Below are 18,034 nucleotides of genomic sequence, written 5' to 3'. Positions count from 1 at the left end.
GACAATCCGTTCTGACCTGCGACGTTGCCTCGTTCGCCCGTTCGAGCTAACTTTTGAACTGACCAGTCAGTTCAAAAGATGGCGCCGCTTCCGGCGCCACGTTCCAGGGGGGACCCGTGGACGATCCGAGCGGACTCGCCGTCGTGGCCGACGGCCTCGGCCTGAAGGGGCCACGGGGGTGGGCCTTCCGCGACGTGTCGGCCGACGCCGCGCCCGGTGCGCTGATCGCGGTGGCTGGGCCGTCCGGCACGGGCCGCACCTGTCTGCTGCTCGCGCTCACCGGGCGGATGAGGCCGACGGAGGGGCGGGCCGTCGTCGGCGGGCTGGAACTCCCTGGGCGCATGGCCGCCGTACGCCGCCGCAGCGCCCTGGCGCACGTCGCCGGGGTGACCGACCTCGACCCGGCACTCACGGTGGCCGAGCATCTGCGCGAGCAGGAGCTGCTGTCGCGGCGCTTCGGGGGCGCGCGGGGGGCGCTCCCGAGGCCGCGGCGGCTGATCCGTCCGCGCGCCGAGCGGCGGGAGGAGCGGCGCCGCCGCGTCGACGAGGCGCTGGCCGCCGCCGGGCTCGGCCTGGGCGCCCTGCCCAAGGGCGAGCGGACCGCGGTGCGGGACCTGGAGCGGGTGGAGGCGCTGCGGCTGGCGCTGGCGCTGGCGTTGCTGGGGCGTCCCCGGCTGCTCGGGATCGACGACGCCGACCTGAAGCTGTCGGCCGCCGAGCGTGAGGAGGTGTGGACGCTGCTGCGGTCCGTCGCCGGCACGGGGGTCACGGTGCTGGCCGTGTGCAGCGAGCCGCCGTCCGGCGCGGTGGTCGTCCGCACGGGCGCGGAGCGGTCCCGCGGCACGGGGACCGGCGGGGCCGCCGCCCCCGCCGGCGACGAGCCCGGCCGCTCCCCCGCCGGCCCGAGCGGCGACGGGCCGGACGAGTCCCTCTCCGGCCACGACGAGGAGGACGGCCCCGCCAAGAAGGACGGCCCCGACCACACGGCCGGCCCCGACGACGACCGGAAGGAGGCCGCCGACGATGCGATCGCCGCGACTGGCCGCTCTTGAGCTGCGGCGCTTCGGGCGCGGCACCCTCCCGCGCGCGGCGCTCGTCGCGCTGCTGGTGCTGCCCCTGCTCTACGGCGCCCTGTACCTGTGGTCGTTCTGGGACCCGTACGGCCGTCTCGACCGGATCCCCGTGGCCCTCGTGAACGAGGACGAGGGCGCGACCGTCGACGGCAGGCGGATCACGGCAGGCGACGACATCACCGAGGGCCTGCGCGACAGCTCCGCCTTCGACTGGCGGGAGGTGAGCGAGGAGGAGGCCCGCCGCGGGGTCGAGGACGGCACGTACTACCTGTCGCTGACCGTGCCCGCCGACTTCAGCCGCCGTGTCGCCTCCAGTTCGGGCGACTCCCCCGAGACCGGCGCGCTCAGGGTGCGCACCAACGACGCGAACAACTACATCGTCGGGCAGATCTCCCGGACGGTCTTCGGCGAGGTGCGGCGGGCCGCGTCCACCAAGACCTCCCGGTCCTTCCTGGACCAGATCTTCGTCTCCTTCTCCGACATCCACGGCGAGACGGTGAAGGCGGCGCGGGGGGCCGACAAGCTGAACGGGGGCATCGGCGAGGCGGAGAAGGGCTCCAAGGACCTCGCCGCCGGGCTGAAGGACGCCCGCGCGGGCAGCGGCAAGCTGGCCAAGGGGCTGAAGGACCTCCACAAGGGCGCGGGCACCCTGAAGGACGGCTCCTCGAAGGTCGCGGACGGCACGCGCCTGCTCGCCGGGAAGGTGAACGCGCTGAACGCCGAGGCGGGCCCGTTCCTGAAGAAGAACGAGAAGGCCATCGGCGCGACGGCCCGCTTCGTCGCCGACACGGCGGGACAGCTGCGGGAGGACCTGGACGCCCTGGTGGAGAAGGCCCCCGCCGCCGCGAAGGAGGCCCGCGAGGCGTCCGGCACGCTGGACACGCTGCACCGTGAGCGCTGCGAGGACGCCGACGAACCCGACCCGGCCTGCCCGGAGCTGAAGAAGGCCAAGGAGGCGGTGGCGGACGCCTCCTCCGTCGCCGACGACGTCTCCGCCCTGGTCACCGGACACCGCGCGGACCTGAAGAAGCTCGACGGGCAGCTCGCCACCCTGGAGAAGCAGGCGCGTGCCCTCGCCGGCCGCGCCCCGCACCTCTCCGAGGACCTCGACGACGCCGTCAGCCGTGTCAACAAGCTCAACGCCGGCGCCGGCAAGGTCGCGGCCGGGGCGAAGAAGCTCGACAAGGGGCTCGCCACCGCCGAGACCGGCGCACGGAACCTGGACAAGGGCGTCGGCAGGCTGAAGACGGGCGCGGACGACCTGAGCGGCGGCCTGTTCAAGCTGGCCGACGGGTCCGAGGAGCTGGCCGGCGGTCTGCGCCAGGGCGCCGGGCAGATCCCCGACTACGACAAGGCCCAGCGCGACCAGCGCACCGAGGTGATGGCCGACCCGGTGCGCCTGGTCTCCCGCGACCTGCACAAGGCGCCGAACTACGGCACCGGTTTCGCCCCGTACTTCATCCCGCTGTCGCTGTGGGTGGGCGCGATGGTGGCGTACATGCTGATCGCGCCGATGAACCGGCGGGCGCTCGCGGCGGGCGCCTCCGCCTGGCGGATCGCGCTGGCCGGCTGGCTCCCGGTGGCGGCGATCGGGGTGGCGCAGACGGTCGCGCTGATGGCGGTGCTGCACTGGGGCCTGGGGCTGCGGATGACGCGGGCGGCCGGGACGGTGGCCTTCCTGTTCCTGGTGACGGCGTGCTTCGCGGCGCTCGTGCAGTGGCTGAACGCCCGCTTCGGCGCGGCCGGCCGGATCCTCGTGCTGGCGCTGCTGATGCTCCAGCTCACCTCGGCGGGCGGCACGTACCCCGTGCAGACCAGTCCGGACTTCTTCAACGCGCTGCACCCGTTCCTGCCGATGACCCATGTCGTGGAGGCGCTGCGGCGGCTGATCTCGGGCGGCGGGCTCGGGCCCGTGTGGACGGCCTGCGCGGTGCTGGCGGCCTTCACGGCCGGCGCGCTCGCGCTGACCGCGCTGTCGGCCCGCCGCCGGCAGGTGTGGACGCTCGACCGGCTGCACCCGGAGCTGAGCCTGTGAACCGGCCGGCCGGCGCTCCTGTGACAATCGGGGCCATGGAACGCAGCAGCACCACGCCGGGCGGCAGCGCCCGCCGCGAGGCCACCCGGCAGAAGCTCTACGAGGCAGCCGTCACGCTCATCGCCGAGCAGGGGTTCTCCGCCACCACCGTGGACGAGATCGCCGAACGGGCGGGCGTCGCGAAGGGCACCGTCTACTACAACTTCGCGAGCAAGTCGGTCCTCTTCGAGGAGCTGCTGCGGCACGGGGTCGGCCTGCTGACCGCCTCGCTGCGGGAGGCGGCCGAGCGGACGGCCCTGGAGGGCGGGAGCAAGGTCGACGCCCTGGACGCGATGGTCCGGGCGGGGCTGGTGTTCATCGACCGCTACCCGGCCTTCACCCAGCTGTACGTGGCGGAGCTGTGGCGCACCAACCGGGCCTGGCAGTCCACGCTGATGGTGGTGCGGCAGCAGGCCGTGGCGGTGGTCGAGGACGTGCTGCGCGCAGGCGTGGCGGCCGGGGAGTTCAGCGAGGAGATCGACGTGCCACTGACCGCGGCGGCACTGGTGGGCATGGTGCTGGTGGCGGCGCTGGACTGGAAGTCGTTCCAGCCGGAGCGGTCCCTGGACGACGTGCACGCGGCGCTGTCGCGGCTGCTCCAGGGCCGGGTCAGCGGGCGCGGCTGACCCGGAGCCGGGCAGGATCCGCACGGACTCAGGCCGCACACGCGAAGGCGCCGGTCCGGCGGTGGCCGCGTCCCCCGCGGGCCACCGGCCGGGCCGGCGCCTCCCTGTTCCCCCGTGATCCCCCGTTGTTCCCCCGTACGTCCCCCCGTGGAACCCCGTGCGGTCGTTCCCCCGGGTTCCCCCGTGCCTCGCTCCCGCCGACGGCGCCGGCGGAAGGAGCGGATCGCGGGCCGGTCCCCCGTTCCGGCGCCCCGTGCCGCCGGTCCCGTGGGCCCGAGCCCCCTCTCCGTGGTCTCCACTCTCCCGTTCCCGCAGGTCCGGGCCCATCCGCCGCCGTACTCAACTCGCCGGCTAGGTACGAGTACTCACGCCTGCGCACCCGCGCCCACCACGGCGTGCGTCCGGACGGTCACGCCGTCGGGGGCGCGGACACTCAGGGACGGGCCCTGACCGGCGGCGGATAAAGTCCCTGGCATGGCACGGATTGCGGTGATCGGCGCCGGCGCGGGCGCGCTGGCTGCCGCCGCCCGGCTGGCCGTCGCGGGCCACCGGGTGGCGGTGTACGAGCGGACGGAGACGTACGGCGGTGCGCTGCGCCGCCGGGAGCGGGACGGGTTCGCCTTCGACACGGGCCCCGGGCTGCTGCCGCTGCCCGCCGTCTACCGGGACCTGTTCGTGAAGACGGGCCGGGAGCCGCTGGAAAGCTGCGTCGAGCTGGTGCAGGCCGACCCGTCGTCGCACCACGTCTTCGCGGACGGCACCCGCGTGTCCCTGCCGAACGCCTCCCGCGCGGGCGTGGTCGCCGCGGTTGAGGAGGCGCTGGGCGCGGACGCGGCGCGGCGCTGGGGCGACTTCCTGGTGCGGGCCCGCGAGGCCTGGGACCGGGCGCGCCGCCCGCTGCTGGAGGAGCCGCTGTGGCCCAACTGGGGAGTGCTGGCCGGGCGCGAGCCCTACCCGGCCGTCCCCCGCCGGCGGCGCTTGCGCCTGCGCACGGCGGCCACGCTTGCCGAGGTCGGTGAGTGGGAGCTGCGCGACCCGCGGCTGCGGGCGCTGCTGGAGAGCCACGCCCTGGCGTTCGGCCTCGACCCGCGGACCACGCCGGCGAGCGCGGCGGTGCTGCCGTACATGGAGCACGCCTTCGGCACCTGGTACGTGCGGGGCGGGCTGCGGGAGCTGGCGCGGGCGGTGTACGAGCGGTGCCTGGCGCGCCGGGTGGAGTTCCGCTTCGGCGCGGAGGTCTCCGCGGTGCGGGAGAAGGACGGCCGGGCGGCGGGCCTGGAGCTCGCCGACGGCACGGTGGTGGATGCGGATCTGGTGATCGCCGGGGTGCACCCCGCCGCGCTGGAGCGGATGTGCGCCGCGCGGCTGCGCGGGGAGGGCGAGGTGCCCGCCCGGCGGGAGGGGGCGAGCCGGACGACGGTGCTGCTGGCGCTGCGCGGCGCCCGCCCGGAGGGCGCCCCCCACCGGACGGTCGTGCACACCCGGGACCGTGAGGCGGAGCTGGACGCGCTGTCCGGCGGCGGGCTGCCCGCCGAGCCGACGGTGACGGTGCTGCGGCCGGACGACCCCGCGCTGGTCCCGGACGCCGGGCACGAGGCCGTGACGGTGACGGCGGTGACGCCCGCCGGGGCGGCCGGCGCCGAGACGTACGAGGAGTACGCGGAGCGGATGGTCACGGCCGCCGCGCGAGCCGTGCCGGATCTGCGGGACCGGCTGCTGTGGCAGGAGGTGCGCACGCCCGAGGACGTCGCGCGGGAGACGGGCGCCGAGGGCGGCGCGGTGCCGGCGCCGGCGCTCGCCGCCGCGGACGGCCGTTTCCTGCACGCGTCCAACAGCACCCGGCTGCCGGGGCTGTTCACCGTCGGCGGCTGGTCGCACCCCGGCGGCGGACTGCCGCACGCGGGGATGTCGGGGGCGCTGGTGGCCGGACTCGTCGTCGAGGGGCCGGACTTCCGCGGCTCGCAGTGAACGCGGGCCGGGGTGCGGGCGGTTGAGAGGGCTTCAGAAGCGGTGCCGTTCAGAAACGGTACTGCTCGTCGTACCCGTTGCCGTTGGTGCCCTGCTGCTGCCCGCCGTCCTGGTACGGGTACTGCTGCTCCGGCGGGAGTTCGCCGCCGTACGGGTCGTCGGCGCTGCGCTGCTGCGGCACCCACAGGCCGCCGGCCGGGGTCTCGCCGCCGTAGCCGCCGTTCGCGTACGGGTCCTGGGCCGCGTAGCCCTGCTGGGCGTACTGCTGGTCCGTGTAGCCCGTGTCGTACGAGCCGCCGCCGTAGGTGGCGTTGCCGATGTACGGGTCGGAGTACGCGGCGTACTGCTGCTGGCCGGTGTCGTAACCCTGCTGCTGTCCGTAACCGGAGTAGTCGTAGGCGTAGTTGGGGTCGGCGGCCTGCGCGGTGGCGGCGTACTGGTCCTGCCCCGGGTACTGGTCCTGGCCGGCGTACTGGTCCTGGCCCGGGTAGCCCTGGTCGCCGTAGACGCCGTAGGAGCCGGTGTCGTCGGGCAGCGGCTGCGGCTCGTAGACGGCGGTGGTCTCCGCGGCCGTCTGCCGGTCGGCGGCGGGGGTGAAGACGTCGTCGCGGTCGTAGTCGTCGTCGGCGCCGTAACCGGCCGTGGCCGGGCCGGGGTCGAACGCGTCGGCACGGTCGCCGGACGCCTCGAGGCCGGTGACCTCCAGGGTCGGTTCCTCACGTCCGCGTCCGCGGCCCTTGGCGGCGGACAGGATCGGCGCGTTGACCGCCCAGCCGGCCTGGAAGCCGCGGCGGAACGACAGCGTGACGTAGGTCTGCCCGACGGCGAAGGCCGCGGCGCCCAGTCCGATCACCACCACGGACGGGATCAGCACGCCGAAGACGACGCCGAGGAACCCGACGAAGGCGAGCAGCCGCCAGCGCAGGCGCGCCTTGTACTGCAGCAGCACCTCACCCAGCAACCACAGCGCGACGATGCCGAACGCGATGTAGAGGACCGTCCAGCCCATGTACGCCCCTCTCCCAGTGGTCGTTACGCAGTGTGTCGTATGTGCGTGCGACCGGTCTAGGCCTGCGGCGGGTGGTGCAGACCCAGGTTCTCGTAGATTTCCAGCGTCGCCGTGGAGTTGTTGAGCGTGATGAAGTGCAGACCGGGCACTCCTTCGGCCAGCAGCCGTGCGCAGAACTCCGTGGCGAAGTCGATACCGATGGAGCGTACCGCCGCCGGATCGTCCTTCGCTGTGAGGATCCGCTCTTTGAGGGCGTCGGGGAACACCGCATTACTCAGCTTTGGCAACCGTTCCAGCATCTTCACGCTGGTCACAGGCATGACCTCGGGAATCACGGGCGTCTCGCAGCCCGCCGCGTCGACTCGGTCACGCAGCCGCAGGTACGACTCGGGCTGGAAGAACATCTGCGTGATCGCGTAGTCCGCGCCGGCCCGGCACTTGTCGACGAAGTGCGCCACGTCGGTGTCCCAGTCCGCGGACCGCGGGTGCATCTCGGGGAAGGCGGCGACGCCCACGCAGAAGTCGCCCGACTCCTTGATGAGTCGCACCAGTTCGGCCGCGTAGGTGAGGCCCTGCGGGTGCGGCACCCAGTCGGCCATCGGGTCGCCGGGCGGGTCGCCGCGCACGGCGAGCATGTTGCGGATCCCGGCGTCGGCGTACTGGCCGATGATGTTGCGCAGTTCGGCGACGGAGTGCTCCACCGCCGTGAGGTGGGCGACCGGGGTGAGGGTGGTGTCGGCGGCGATCTGCTCGGTCGCCTTCACCGTGCCGGCCCGGGTGGAGCCGCCCGCACCGTAGGTGACGGAGACGAAGCTGGGCGCGACGGCCTCGATCCTGCGGAGCGCGTTCCAGAGGTTCCGCTCGCCCTTCTCCGTCTTCGGGGCCCAGAACTCGAACGAGTACGTCGTCTTCCCGCCGGCGAGCATGTCGCGCACGGTGGGTGCGCGGTCCGTCCTGGTGGATGCGGTTCCGAGGGCCATACGGGCAGCGTAGCCACGGGTCGGCGGACCCCCAACCAGAAGCGGGATATTTGTCTGATTTGCCGCCTTGGTGTCCACAGTGTGGACAAACTTGAGACGCCGGTGGCGTCGGAGTCAGCCGGCGTCGCTGGCTTCCCGCACACGGCGGGCCAGCTCGGCGGCCGCGGCGCCCGGGTCGTCCGCCTCGGTGAGGGCGCGGACCACGACCACGCGGCGGGCGCCGGCGTCCAGCACCTGGTCGAGGTTGGCGAGATCGATGCCGCCGATCGCGAACCAGGGGCGGTCGGTGCCGAGGGCGGCGGTGTACCGGACGAGGTCCAGGCCGGGGGCGGGGCGGCCGGGCTTGGTGGGAGTGGGCCAGCAGGGGCCGGTGCAGAAGTAGTCCACGCCGGGCTGGACGGCGGCCGCGGCGGCCTCGGACTCGGCGTGGGTGGAACGGCCGATCAGGATGTCGTCGCCGAGGATCGCGCGGGCGGCGGGCACGGGCAGGTCGCCCTGGCCGAGGTGGAGGACGCCGGCGCGGGCGGCGTGGGCGACGTCGGCGCGGTCGTTGACCGCGAGCAGCTTGCCGTGGCGGGCGCAGGCGTCGGCGAGGACCGCGAGGTGCTCGAGTTCCTCGGCGGCCTCCATGCCCTTGTCTCGCAGCTGGACGATGTCGACGCCGGCCGCGAGCACGGCGTCGAGGAACTCGGGGAGGTCGCGTTGGCGCCGGCGGGCGTCGGTGCACAGGTAAACGCGGGCCTCCGCGAGCCGGTTACGCGGACTGTCGTCACGCGGACTATCTGACATGGGGTCCCCCCGGGGTCGTCTCGTAGGCGCATCCGTCGCCGGCCCGCCGCCGGAACCATATGCGGTGGGGTTCGCTACGGGGCGCGCCCCCGCCGCCTGCGGGCAGTCGTGCCGCTTGGGGCGGCACGGGTGGGCGCAGGCGGCACCCCTTCAGCGGGCCTGCGCCCCACCCCGTACGGCCACCGGGGTGCCGGGGACTCTTGCACGCCGGGTGCGGGTCGCACGGGGCTGGTCGCGCAGTTCCCCGCGCCCCTGAAGGGGCGCTGCCCCCTGCCGACTGCGGGCAGTCGTGCCGCTTGGGGCGGCACGGGTGGGCGCAGGCGGCACCCCTTCAGCGGGCCTGCGCCCCACCCCGTACGGCCACCGGGGTGCCGGGGGCTGTTGCACGCCGGGTGCGGGTCGCACGGGGCTGGTCGCGCAGTTCCCCGCGCCCCTTCAGGGCGTCGCACCCCGCGGGGTCAGACGGCGAGGGCCTGGGCTCGGCGTTTCACCTCCGTGCCGCGGTTCTCCGCGAGAGCCTGCGCGGGCGTGCCCGGCAAGCTGGGGTCGGGGGTGAAAAGCCACTCCAGCATCTCCTCGACCGTGAACCCGTCGTCCCGCAGGAGCGTCAGCGTTCCGGTCAGGCCCTTGACGACCTTGTCCTCGTCGATGAAGGCGGCGGGAACGTGCAGCGCACGGTTCTCACCCCGGCGTACGGCGATGAGCTGGCCCTCCTTGACCAGCTGCCGGACGCGCGTCACCTCGACGCCGAGCTTCTCGGCGATGTCGGGGAGAGTGAGCCAGGCGGGGACGAGAGCATCGATCTTTGCGTCAATCTCGGTCACGGGACAAGCCTGCCACCTGCCACCGACAGTCGGAAGCCAGGCCCGTCCCACCGGGCGGACGCGTCGCCCCGGATTCCGCCGGCAAGGTGTCAGGCCGCCGCCGACTTCAGCGGTCGCGCCGGGTCCGCCACCCGCTCCGCGTCCAGCGCGGCGCCCGACTCGATCAGCCGCCGCCCCTGCGCCAGGTCCCGGGGCCGCCCGACCGCGAGCAGCGCGACCAGCCGGTCCCCGCGCAGCCAGCAGACGCTCCACGCCGGGTCGGCGGGGTCCCCGCGCCACACCGTGCGGTCGGCGTCCGCGTGATGCCCGGCGTACTGCACGAACCGCCCGAACTGCTCCGACCAGAAGTACGGCACGGGGTCGTAGACCTCGCGCGCCTCGCGCCCCTCGCCGACGATGTTCGCGGCGACCGTGCGCGGCCCCTGGAGGGCGTTGTCCCAGTGGTGGACGAGGAGGCGCTCGCCGTAGCGGGCGGACGGGAAGGAGGCGCAGTCGCCGACGGCGTACACGTCGGGCAGGGAGGTCGCCAGGTGCGCGTCGGCGACGACCTCGCCGTGGGTGCCGAGGGCGATCCCGGAGCCGGCCAGCCAGGCCGTGGCGGGGCGGGCGCCGATGCCGACGACGACCGCGCCGGCGGGCAGCCGGGTGCCGTCGTCGAGGAGCACGGCGCCGGGCTCGACGCGCGCCACGCGCGCGTGGGTGCGCAGCGTGACGCCGGCCTCGGCGTACCAGGCGGTCATCGGCGCGGCCACCGCCGCGGGCAGCACCCCCGCGAGCGGCCGTTCCTCGGCCTCCACGACGGTGACCGCGCAGCCCGCCTCACGGGCCGCCGTGGCGAACTCCGCGCCGATCCAGCCCGCGCCCACCACCACGATGTCGTGCTGCGCCGCGAGCACCGGCCGCAGCCGTTCGGCGTCGTCGAGGGTGCGCAGCAGGTGCACCCCGGGGACGCCCTCCGCGCCGGGCAGCCGCAGCGGTTCCGCGCCGGTGGCGATCACCAGCACGTCGTACGGGACGGGCCCGGCCTCCGTGTCCAGCTCGTGGTCGCCGGGGCGCAGGCCGGTCACCTCGCAGCCCAGCCGCAGCGCGACGCCCAGCTCCTCGAAGTCCACGTCGAAGGCGGAGCTCTCGGCGGTGCCGAGCAGCACCGCCTTGGACAACGGCGGCCGGTCGTACGGCTGGTGGGGCTCCGCCCCGATCAGCGTCACCTCGCCGGTGAAGCCCCGCTCCCGCAGCGCCGCCGCGGTCTGCACGCCCGCCATGCCCGCGCCCGCCACCACGGCCCGGCGCGGCGCGGCCCCTCCCTGTTCCTGCGTCTGCTCGCTCACCCGCTCACCATAGACACCCGTGCCCGCCGCGCCGGAGGGCTGCCGCGCGGGGTCCCTTACGGGTGCGGCGCGGCGCGGGCTAGGGTGGCCCGCGTACACGCACTCGCGGGAGCCCGGACGCACCGGGCTGAGAGGGAGGCTGGCGGCCTCCGACCGTACGAACCTGATCCGGGTCATGCCGGCGAAGGGAGGGGCTGGACGCCCATGTCGCCCACGCGTACCGCAGACGTCCTCGTCGTCGGGGGCGGGATCATCGGTCTGGTGACGGCCTGGCGGGCCGCGCAGGCCGGGCTCGCCACGGCCGTCGTGGACCCCGATCCGGGCGGGGGCGCCGCCCGGGTGGCGGCCGGGATGCTGGCCGCCGTCACCGAGCTGCACCACGGCGAGCAGACGCTGCTCGGCCTGAACCTGGCCTCGGCGCGCCGCTATCCCGACTTCGCGGCCGAGCTGACCGACCGTACCGGCCAGGACCTCGGCTACCGCCGCTGCGGCACCCTCGCCGTGGCGCTGGACGCCGACGACCGCGCCCATCTGCGTGAGCTGCACGCCCTGCACCAGCGCTCCGGCCTGGACTCGCAGTGGCTGACCGGACGGGAGTGCCGGCGCCTGGAGCCGATGCTCGCGCCGGGTGTGCGCGGCGGGCTGCGGGTGGACGGCGACCACCAGATCGACCCGCGCCGGCTGGCGTCCGCGCTGGTGACCGCCTGCGAGCTGTCCGGCGTCACCCTGCACCGCGCCTGGGCCGAGCGGCTCGTCGTCACGGGCGACCGGGCGCGCGGCGTCGTCACCGCGGCCGGTGAGGAGCTGGCCGCGGGGCAGGTGGTGCTGGCCGCGGGCAGCTGGAGCGGGCGGCTGGCGGGCGTCCCCGCGGAGGTGCTGCCGCCGGTGCGGCCGGTCAAGGGGCAGGTGCTGCGGCTGACCATGCCGGACCTCCCCGAGCCGTTCCTGAGCCGCACGGTGCGGGCGGTGGTGCGCGGCAGCCACGTCTACCTGGTGCCGCGCGAGAGCGGCGAGCTGGTGATCGGCGCGACCAGCGAGGAGATGGGCTGGGACACCACGGTCACCGCGGGCGGCGTGTACGAGCTGCTGCGCGACGCCCACGAGCTGGTGCCGGGCCTCACCGAGCTGCCGCTCACCGAGACGACCGCCGGACTGCGCCCCGGCTCCCCCGACAACGCGCCGCTGCTCGGCCCGACCGGCCTGGACGGGCTGCTGCTGGCCACCGGTCACCACCGCAACGGCGTGCTGCTGACGCCCGTCACCGGCGACGCCATGGCGCGGGTGCTGGCCACCGGCGAGCTGCCCGACGAGGCCCTCCCGTTCACCCCCCGGCGCTTCGGCGCCCCCGTCCTCGCGGAGCAGTCCGTATGAACGCCCCGGTCCCCACGGTCACCGTCACCGTCAACGGCGAGCCCCGCCGGTTCCCGCCCGGCACGGCCCTGGACCTCGTCGTCAGGTCGCTCACCGCGGCCCCCTCCGGGGTGGCCGCCGCCCTCAACGAAACCGTCGTCCCGCGCGCGCAGTGGCCCGCCACCCCCCTGTCCGAAGGGGACCGGGTGGAGGTCCTCACCGCCGTCCAAGGAGGCTGACCATGGCCGACGATCCCCTTGTCCTCGGCGGCCGGACCTTCACGTCCCGGCTGATCATGGGCACCGGCGGGGCGCCGAGTCTCGACGTGCTGGAGCGGGCGCTGGTGGCGTCCGGCACCGAGCTGACGACCGTCGCCATGCGGCGGGTGGACCCCTCGGTGCAGGGGTCGGTGCTGTCGGTGCTGCGGAAGCTGGGTGTGGAGGTGCTGCCGAACACGGCCGGCTGCTTCACCGCGGGGGAGGCCGTGCTCACCGCGCGGCTGGCGCGGGAGGCGCTGGGCACGGACCTGGTGAAGCTGGAGGTCGTGGCGGACGAGCGGACCCTGCTGCCGGACCCGGTGGAGCTGCTGGACGCGGCGGAGACGCTGGTCGACGACGGGTTCACGGTGCTGCCGTACACCAACGACGACCCGGTGCTGGCGCGGAAGCTGGAGGACGTCGGGTGCGCGGCGGTGATGCCGCTGGGCTCGCCGATCGGCTCGGGGCTCGGCATCCGCAACCCGCACAACTTCGAGCTGATCGTGGAGCGGGCGGGCGTGCCGGTGATCCTGGACGCGGGCGCGGGCACCGCGTCGGACGCGGCGCTGGCGATGGAGCTGGGCTGCGCGGGCGTGATGCTGGCGTCCGCCGTGACCCGGGCCCAGGAGCCGGTGCTGATGGCGTCGGCGATGCGGGGCGCGGTGGAGGCGGGGCGGCTCGCGCGGCGGGCGGGGCGCATCCCCCGGCGCCACTTCGCGCAGGCGTCCTCGCCGGTGGAGGGCCGGGCCGCGCTGGACCCGGAGCGGCCCGCGTTCTGACCCACGCTCCACCCCGACCCGCGTCCCGCCCCCGTCCCGACCGCTGCCGGGCCGCGACCCGGCCGCGTCCCGGACTGCGGGCGGGCCGTTATCCGGAGGCGGCTCCCCAGCCGCGATCCGGACCGGCCACGACCCGCGAGCCGCCCGCGGTCCTGACGCGCCACGGCCCACCGCCCGGGTGTGGCCCGGACGCGTCATGACCCGGGGTCGGCCGTGACCAGGACCGGCCACGACCCGCGAGCCGGCCCCGATCCCCACGCGCCACGGCCCGCGCGTCGGCCGTGCTTCGGGCCCGGCCGGCCGGGCGTGATCCGGACGTGTCACGGCCCGTCGGCCGGCCCTCGTTCGGACGCGGTCGGGTAACACAGGTCACAGGTCCGCTCCAACGGCGGTTGAACGGGCCGGGGCTGTCGTCGCGGACTCGTAGACTCGCTGCGTGGACACGACCCTTCAGGACCCGCTGGTCGGGCAGGTGCTCGACGGCCGCTACCGCGTCGAGGCGCGGATCGCCGTCGGCGGGATGGCCACGGTCTACCGGGCCCTGGACACCCGCCTCGACCGCATCCTCGCGCTCAAGGTGATGCACCCCTCGCTGGCCTCCGACGCCGGCTTCGTGGAGCGCTTCATCCGCGAGGCGAAGTCCGTCGCCCGGCTGGCCCATCCGAACGTCGTCCAGGTCTTCGACCAGGGCGCCGACGGTGGGTACGTCTACCTGGCGATGGAGTACATCGCGGGCTGCACCCTGCGGGACGTGCTGCGCGAGCGCGGGGCGCTCCAGGCGCGGGCCGCGCTGGACATCCTGGAGCCGGTGCTGGCCGCGCTGGGCGCCGCCCACCGGGCGGGGTTCGTGCACCGCGACATGAAGCCGGAGAACGTGCTGATCGGGGACGACGGCCGGGTCAAGGTCGCCGACTTCGGGCTGGTCCGCTCGGTGGACACGGTCACCAACACCTCGGGCACCGTGCTGGGCACGGTGTCGTACCTGGCCCCGGAGCAGATGGAGCACGGCACCGCCGACCCCCGGGTCGACGTGTACGCCTGCGGCATCCTGCTGTACGAGATGCTGACCGGCGAGAAGCCGCACGACGGCGACTCGCCCGCGATCGTCCTCTACAAGCACCTCCACGACGACGTGCCGCCGCCCTCCGCGGTGGTGCCCGGTCTGGCGCCCGCGCTGGACTCCCTGGTCGCGGCGGCGACCGCGCGCGCCCCGGAGGCCCGCCCGGCCGACGCGGTGGCGCTGTTCGCGCTGGCCCGCGAGGCGCGCGGCCGGCTCACCGACGAGCAGCTCGACGCGATGCCCCCGCAGGCGGTTTCCTCGGTCCACGACAACGCCGACGACCGCACCAGCGTCATCCCGCGCTCGCTCACCGTGCCGCGCCCCCTTCCCGTGAACGAGGACGACGACGGCGCGGACGGTGTGAACCGCACCAGCCGCTTCCGGTCGCCCCCGCCGCTGCCGCCCCGGCGCCGCACGAGGCTGCGCCGCGGCCCCGCGGCGATCGTCGTGGCCGTGCTGCTGGTGCTGGGGCTGGGCGCGGGCGTCTGGTACATCAACTCCGGGCAGTTCACCAAGGTCCCGCCGGTGCTGTCGAAGACCGAGCAGGAGGCCCGCGACCGGCTCGCCGATGCCGGGCTGGAGGTCGGCGAGGTCACGGAGAAGTACAGCGACACCGTCGAGCGGGGCAAGGTGATCAGCACCGACCCGGCGGCGGGCGCCCGCGTCCGCGGCAGCGCCTCGGTGTCCCTGACCGTGTCCAAGGGCCCGCAGACCGTGCGGGTGCCCGACCTGGACGGCTATCCGCTGGACAAGGCGCGGTCGCTGCTGGAGGACGAGGGTCTGGAGCCGGGCATGGTGACCCGCGAGTTCAGCGACTCCGTGCCCAGGGGCGCGGTGATCTCCACCGGGCCGGGCAAGGGCACCAAGGTCCGGGCGGGCACGGCGGTGGCGCTGACGGTGAGCAAGGGCAGCCCGGTGGACGTGCCCGACGTCACCGGGGACGACCCCGAGGACGCGCGCGCCGAGCTGAAGGAGGCCGGGCTGAAGGTGCGGATCGCCGACGGGCGGGTCCACTCCGAGCACGACGCGGGCCAGGTCGCCCGGCAGTCCCCCGGCTCCGGCGAGGAGGTCGCCGAGGGCGACACGGTCACCCTCACCCTGTCCAAGGGCCCCGAGATGATCGAGGTGCCGGACGTGACCGGCGACAAGGTGGACGAGGCCCGGCGGAAGCTGGAGGAGGCCGGGTTCGCGGTGAAGGAGGACCGCGGCCTGCTGGGCCTGTTCCGCGACACGGTCAAGGGCCAGTCGGTGGACGGCGGCGACACCGCCCCCAAGGGCTCGACGATCACGATCGAGATCGGCTGAGACGGACGGCGGGGGGCCGTCCGGGTGACCCGCTCGTCCGTGACACCCTTGACGGGTGAAGAGTCACCCGTCCGGCCCCGCCCGCAACCCGATCGGCAGTCATGTGCCCGTGGCCGGCGGCCTGCACTCCGTCGGCCTGTCCTACGCCCGTGACCTGGGCGCGGAGACCGTGCAGGTCTTCGTCGCCAACCCGCGCGGCTGGGCCACGCCGGCCGGCAACCCGCTCCAGGACGAGGCGTTCCGCGCGGCCTGCGCCGAGGCGTCGATGCCGGCGTACGTGCACGCCCCGTATCTGATCAACTTCGGGTCCCACACCCCGGCGACCGTGGAGCGGTCGGTGGAGTCCCTGCGGCACTCGCTGCGCCGCGGCCGGGCGATCGGCGCGCTGGGAGTGGTGGTGCACACCGGCAGCGCGACCGGGGGACGGGAGCGCGCGGTGGCGCTGCGGCAGGTACGGGAGCGTCTGCTGCCGCTGCTGGACGAGCTGACCCGCGACGACGACCCGTATCTGCTGCTGGAGCCGACCGCGGGCCAGGGCGCCTCGCTGTGCTCGCTGGTGGAGGACCTGGGCCCGTACGTCGAGGTGCTGGACGCCCATCCGAGGCTCGGGGTGTGCCTGGACACCTGCCATGTCTTCGCGGCGGGGCACGACCTGGCCGGGCCCGGCGGCGCGCACCGCACGCTGGACGAGCTGGTGGCGACCGTCGGCGAGGGGCGGCTGAGGCTGATCCACGCCAACGACTCCGAGGACGTCGTCGGCGCGCACAAGGACCGGCACGCCAACATCGGCGCGGGGCACATCGGCGAGGACGCGTTCCGGGCGCTGATGACGCACCCGGCGACCGCGGGCGTGCCGCTGGTGATCGAGACGCCCGGCGGCAAGGAGGGGCACGCGGCGGACGTGGAGCGGCTGAAGAAGCTCCGCGACGGCTGAGCCGTACGGGCGAACCTGTGGGAGAGGGTCAGAGCTCGGGGCCGTCCCCGGGCTCCTCCTGGTAGGAGTAGCGCTGCTCCTTCCAGGGGTCGCCGAGGTTGTGGTAGCCGCGCTCCTCCCAGAAGCCGCGCCGGTCGGCGGTCATGTACTCGATGCCGCGGACCCATTTGGGGCCCTTCCACGCGTACAGGTGGGGCACGATCAGGCGCAGCGGGAAGCCGTGCTCGGCGGTGAGCAGCTCGCCGTCCTTGTGGGTGGCGAACAGGGTGCGGTCGGAGGTGAAGTCGGCGAGCCGCAGGTTGGAGCTGAAGCCGTACTCCGCCCAGACCATCACATGGGTGACGTCGGGGGCGGGCGGGGCGATCTCCACGACGGTGCGCGCGGGGATCCCGCCCCACTCCGCGCCGACCATGCTGAACTTGGTGACGCAGTGCAGGTCGGCCTCGACGGTGGTGTACGGCAGCGCCGTGAACTCCTCGTGGTTCCAGCAGTGCTTCTCGCCGTCGGCGGTGGCGCCGAAGACGCGGAACTCCCAGCGCTCCGGGCGGAACTTGGGGACCGGCCCGTAGTGGGTGACCGGCCAGCCCTTCTGGAGCCGCTGCCCCGGCGGGAGCTGGAGATCCGCCGCTCCTCGTGTCGCGCGCTCCCCCGATTCGCGTTCCGCCGGCTGACCCATGTCTCCATCCTGACAGACCGGTGGCCATGCCCCTGAACCGGGCCCCGCAGATTCGGTCATTCAGTGCCAGAACCGGCCAAGTATGGAATTACTTACTAAGTCAAGACTTACTGGACGATCTTTATCACCGGTGCAATCATGCGCCCCGACCCGCACATTTCCCCCACGCGGAAGGAGCCCGTGCCATGCAGGGCGATCCCGAGGTCATCGAGTTCCTCAACGAGCAGCTGACCGCCGAGCTGACGGCGATCAACCAGTACTTCCTGCACTCCAAGCTCCAGGACCACAAGGGCTGGTACAAGCTGGCCCAGTACACCCGCGACGAGTCCTTCGACGAGATGCGCCACGCCGAGCTGCTCACGGACCGCATCCTGCTGCTGGACGGCCTGCCGAACTACCAGCGGCTGTTCCACGTCCGCGTCGGGCAGACGGTCACCGAGATGTTCCGGGCCGACCGGGAGATCGAGCTCGAGGCGATCGACCGGCTCCGCCGGGGCGTCGAGGTCATGCGCAGCAAGAACGACATCACCTCGGCCAACATCTTCGAGGCCATCCTGGCCGACGAGGAGCACCACATCGACTACCTGGACACCCAGCTGGAGCTGATCGACAAACTGGGCGAGGCGCTCTACCTGTCGACGGTGATCGAGCAGACCCAGCCGGACCCCTCGGGCCCGGGGACGCACGGCTTCAAGTCGCCCTGACGACGACGCCGGAGCACGTGGGAGGCCGCCTAGGCGGCTTCCGGGACCTCCGCGGCGACCTCTGCCGCGAGCGGCTGCTGCCCGCCCTGGTCGACGAGCTGCCGCCGGGGGCAGGCGCCGCGGCCGAGCAGCGCCTGGATGCGCCGGACGCAGCCGCCGCAGTCGGTGCCGGCCTTGCAGGCGGAGGCGATCTGCCGGGGCGTGCAGGCACCGGCTTCCGCGTGACGCTTCACCTGTTCCTCGGTCACGCCGAAGCAGCTGCAGACGAACACGCGGGTCACCTCCCGACGAAGAGCAA

17 protein-coding genes and 1 riboswitch are annotated in these 18,034 nt (G+C 74.3%); of the genes, 10 read left to right on the top strand and 7 right to left on the bottom strand.

Annotated elements, in window-relative coordinates:
* Positions 1 to 116 precede the first annotated feature (116 nt).
* From ACFOSY_RS20275 to ACFOSY_RS20260, 4 genes are all read left to right on the top strand, one after another.
* Positions 117 to 1,052, top strand: coding sequence for an ATP-binding cassette domain-containing protein (locus ACFOSY_RS20275; RefSeq protein ID WP_394308836.1), 936 nt, complete (start codon positions 117 to 119; stop codon positions 1,050 to 1,052).
* On the top strand, positions 1,024 to 3,108 hold the full coding sequence (locus tag ACFOSY_RS20270; protein WP_394308833.1) for a YhgE/Pip family protein: 2,085 nt from the start codon (positions 1,024 to 1,026) through the stop codon (positions 3,106 to 3,108). The genes ACFOSY_RS20275 and ACFOSY_RS20270 overlap by 29 nt, the downstream gene beginning before the upstream one ends.
* Before the next feature lie 35 nt (positions 3,109 to 3,143).
* Positions 3,144 to 3,773 (top strand): TetR/AcrR family transcriptional regulator, encoded by a 630-nt coding sequence (locus tag ACFOSY_RS20265; protein ID WP_394308832.1) that lies wholly within the window; start codon positions 3,144 to 3,146, stop codon positions 3,771 to 3,773.
* A 474-nt stretch (positions 3,774 to 4,247) separates the two neighbouring features.
* The gene (locus ACFOSY_RS20260; RefSeq protein ID WP_394308829.1) at positions 4,248 to 5,741 is read left to right on the top strand and encodes a phytoene desaturase family protein; all 1,494 of its coding nucleotides are present in this window, start codon (positions 4,248 to 4,250) and stop codon (positions 5,739 to 5,741) included.
* A gap of 49 nt (positions 5,742 to 5,790) precedes the next feature.
* Here ACFOSY_RS20260 and ACFOSY_RS20255 read toward each other — a convergent pair whose 3' ends face one another.
* The 5 genes from ACFOSY_RS20255 to ACFOSY_RS20235 form a co-directional block, all read right to left on the bottom strand.
* Positions 5,791 to 6,750, bottom strand: coding sequence for an SCO2102 family sporulation regulator (locus tag ACFOSY_RS20255; RefSeq protein WP_394308827.1), 960 nt, complete (start codon positions 6,748 to 6,750; stop codon positions 5,791 to 5,793).
* A 56-nt stretch (positions 6,751 to 6,806) separates the two neighbouring features.
* A complete protein-coding gene (metF, locus tag ACFOSY_RS20250) occupies positions 6,807 to 7,730 on the bottom strand; it encodes a methylenetetrahydrofolate reductase [NAD(P)H] (RefSeq protein WP_394308826.1) in 924 nt (307 codons plus the stop codon).
* Positions 7,731 to 7,844: 114 nt separating this feature from the next.
* Positions 7,845 to 8,519, bottom strand: coding sequence for a thiamine phosphate synthase (gene thiE / locus ACFOSY_RS20245; RefSeq protein WP_394308823.1), 675 nt, complete (start codon positions 8,517 to 8,519; stop codon positions 7,845 to 7,847).
* Positions 8,520 to 8,977: 458 nt separating this feature from the next.
* A complete protein-coding gene (locus ACFOSY_RS20240; protein ID WP_394308821.1) occupies positions 8,978 to 9,343 on the bottom strand; it encodes an Rv2175c family DNA-binding protein in 366 nt (121 codons plus the stop codon).
* Positions 9,344 to 9,432: 89 nt separating this feature from the next.
* Positions 9,433 to 10,671, bottom strand: a complete 1,239-nt coding sequence (locus tag ACFOSY_RS20235) for an NAD(P)/FAD-dependent oxidoreductase (protein WP_394308819.1) — start codon at positions 10,669 to 10,671, stop codon at positions 9,433 to 9,435.
* 95 nt (positions 10,672 to 10,766) lie between these two features.
* Positions 10,767 to 10,878, top strand: a riboswitch (TPP riboswitch).
* On the opposite strand from ACFOSY_RS20235, the gene thiO reads away from it, so the two are divergent.
* The 5 genes from thiO (at position 10,876) to ACFOSY_RS20210 (ending at position 16,356) form a co-directional block, all read left to right on the top strand.
* Positions 10,876 to 12,042 carry a glycine oxidase ThiO gene (thiO, locus tag ACFOSY_RS20230; protein ID WP_394308817.1) on the top strand — a complete coding sequence of 389 codons (1,167 nt, stop codon included), beginning with the start codon at positions 10,876 to 10,878 and terminating at the stop codon, positions 12,040 to 12,042. Its footprint overlaps the riboswitch before it by 3 nt.
* On the top strand, positions 12,039 to 12,260 hold the full coding sequence (gene thiS / locus ACFOSY_RS20225; protein ID WP_006131258.1) for a sulfur carrier protein ThiS: 222 nt from the start codon (positions 12,039 to 12,041) through the stop codon (positions 12,258 to 12,260). Before thiO ends, thiS begins: the two co-directional genes overlap by 4 nt.
* A 2-nt stretch (positions 12,261 to 12,262) precedes the next feature.
* Entirely contained in the window at positions 12,263 to 13,057 is a 795-nt protein-coding gene (locus ACFOSY_RS20220) for a thiazole synthase (protein ID WP_394308814.1), read from the top strand.
* A 436-nt stretch (positions 13,058 to 13,493) separates the two neighbouring features.
* The gene (gene pknB, locus ACFOSY_RS20215) at positions 13,494 to 15,422 is read left to right on the top strand and encodes a Stk1 family PASTA domain-containing Ser/Thr kinase (protein WP_394308812.1); all 1,929 of its coding nucleotides are present in this window, start codon (positions 13,494 to 13,496) and stop codon (positions 15,420 to 15,422) included.
* Positions 15,423 to 15,477: 55 nt separating this feature from the next.
* Complete coding sequence (locus ACFOSY_RS20210; protein ID WP_394308810.1) at positions 15,478 to 16,356, top strand: deoxyribonuclease IV; 879 nt, start codon at positions 15,478 to 15,480, stop codon at positions 16,354 to 16,356.
* A gap of 28 nt (positions 16,357 to 16,384) precedes the next feature.
* Here the strand turns inward: ACFOSY_RS20210 and ACFOSY_RS20205 are convergent, their stop codons facing one another.
* Complete coding sequence (locus tag ACFOSY_RS20205; protein ID WP_394308808.1) at positions 16,385 to 17,032, bottom strand: sulfite oxidase-like oxidoreductase; 648 nt, start codon at positions 17,030 to 17,032, stop codon at positions 16,385 to 16,387.
* A gap of 185 nt (positions 17,033 to 17,217) precedes the next feature.
* Between ACFOSY_RS20205 and bfr the strand changes: the two genes are divergently transcribed.
* Positions 17,218 to 17,736, top strand: a complete 519-nt coding sequence (gene bfr / locus ACFOSY_RS20200; protein WP_006131253.1) for a bacterioferritin — start codon at positions 17,218 to 17,220, stop codon at positions 17,734 to 17,736.
* Between the two features lie 29 nt (positions 17,737 to 17,765).
* On the opposite strand, the gene ACFOSY_RS20195 is transcribed toward bfr, so the two are convergent.
* Positions 17,766 to 18,017 carry a (2Fe-2S)-binding protein gene (locus tag ACFOSY_RS20195; RefSeq protein WP_394308805.1) on the bottom strand — a complete coding sequence of 84 codons (252 nt, stop codon included), beginning with the start codon at positions 18,015 to 18,017 and terminating at the stop codon, positions 17,766 to 17,768.
* Positions 18,018 to 18,034: the final 17 nt, after the last annotated feature.

The sequence above is a fragment of the Streptomyces lusitanus genome (genome assembly GCF_042647945.1).
Classification (GTDB): Bacteria; Actinomycetota; Actinomycetes; order Streptomycetales; family Streptomycetaceae; genus Streptomyces; species Streptomyces pseudogriseolus.
Note: the sequence above shows the minus strand (reverse complement) of the source record. Positions and strands in the feature narration are given on the sequence as shown.

Excerpts from the sequence above, each read along its gene's own strand:
- ACFOSY_RS20270 (WP_394308833.1), top strand. The coding sequence starts at position 1,024 with ATGCGATCGCCGCGACTGGCCGCTCTTGAGCTGCGGCGCTTCGGGCGC.
- ACFOSY_RS20265 (WP_394308832.1), top strand. The coding sequence starts at position 3,144 with ATGGAACGCAGCAGCACCACGCCGGGCGGCAGCGCCCGCCGCGAGGCC.
- ACFOSY_RS20260 (WP_394308829.1), top strand. The coding sequence starts at position 4,248 with ATGGCACGGATTGCGGTGATCGGCGCCGGCGCGGGCGCGCTGGCTGCC.
- ACFOSY_RS20255 (WP_394308827.1), bottom strand. The coding sequence starts at position 6,750 with ATGGGCTGGACGGTCCTCTACATCGCGTTCGGCATCGTCGCGCTGTGG.
- metF (WP_394308826.1), bottom strand. The coding sequence starts at position 7,730 with ATGGCCCTCGGAACCGCATCCACCAGGACGGACCGCGCACCCACCGTG.
- thiE (WP_394308823.1), bottom strand. The coding sequence starts at position 8,519 with ATGTCAGATAGTCCGCGTGACGACAGTCCGCGTAACCGGCTCGCGGAG.
- thiO (WP_394308817.1), top strand. The coding sequence starts at position 10,876 with ATGTCGCCCACGCGTACCGCAGACGTCCTCGTCGTCGGGGGCGGGATC.
- thiS (WP_006131258.1), top strand. The coding sequence starts at position 12,039 with ATGAACGCCCCGGTCCCCACGGTCACCGTCACCGTCAACGGCGAGCCC.
- ACFOSY_RS20220 (WP_394308814.1), top strand. The coding sequence starts at position 12,263 with ATGGCCGACGATCCCCTTGTCCTCGGCGGCCGGACCTTCACGTCCCGG.
- ACFOSY_RS20205 (WP_394308808.1), bottom strand. The coding sequence starts at position 17,032 with ATGGGTCAGCCGGCGGAACGCGAATCGGGGGAGCGCGCGACACGAGGA.
- bfr (WP_006131253.1), top strand. The coding sequence starts at position 17,218 with ATGCAGGGCGATCCCGAGGTCATCGAGTTCCTCAACGAGCAGCTGACC.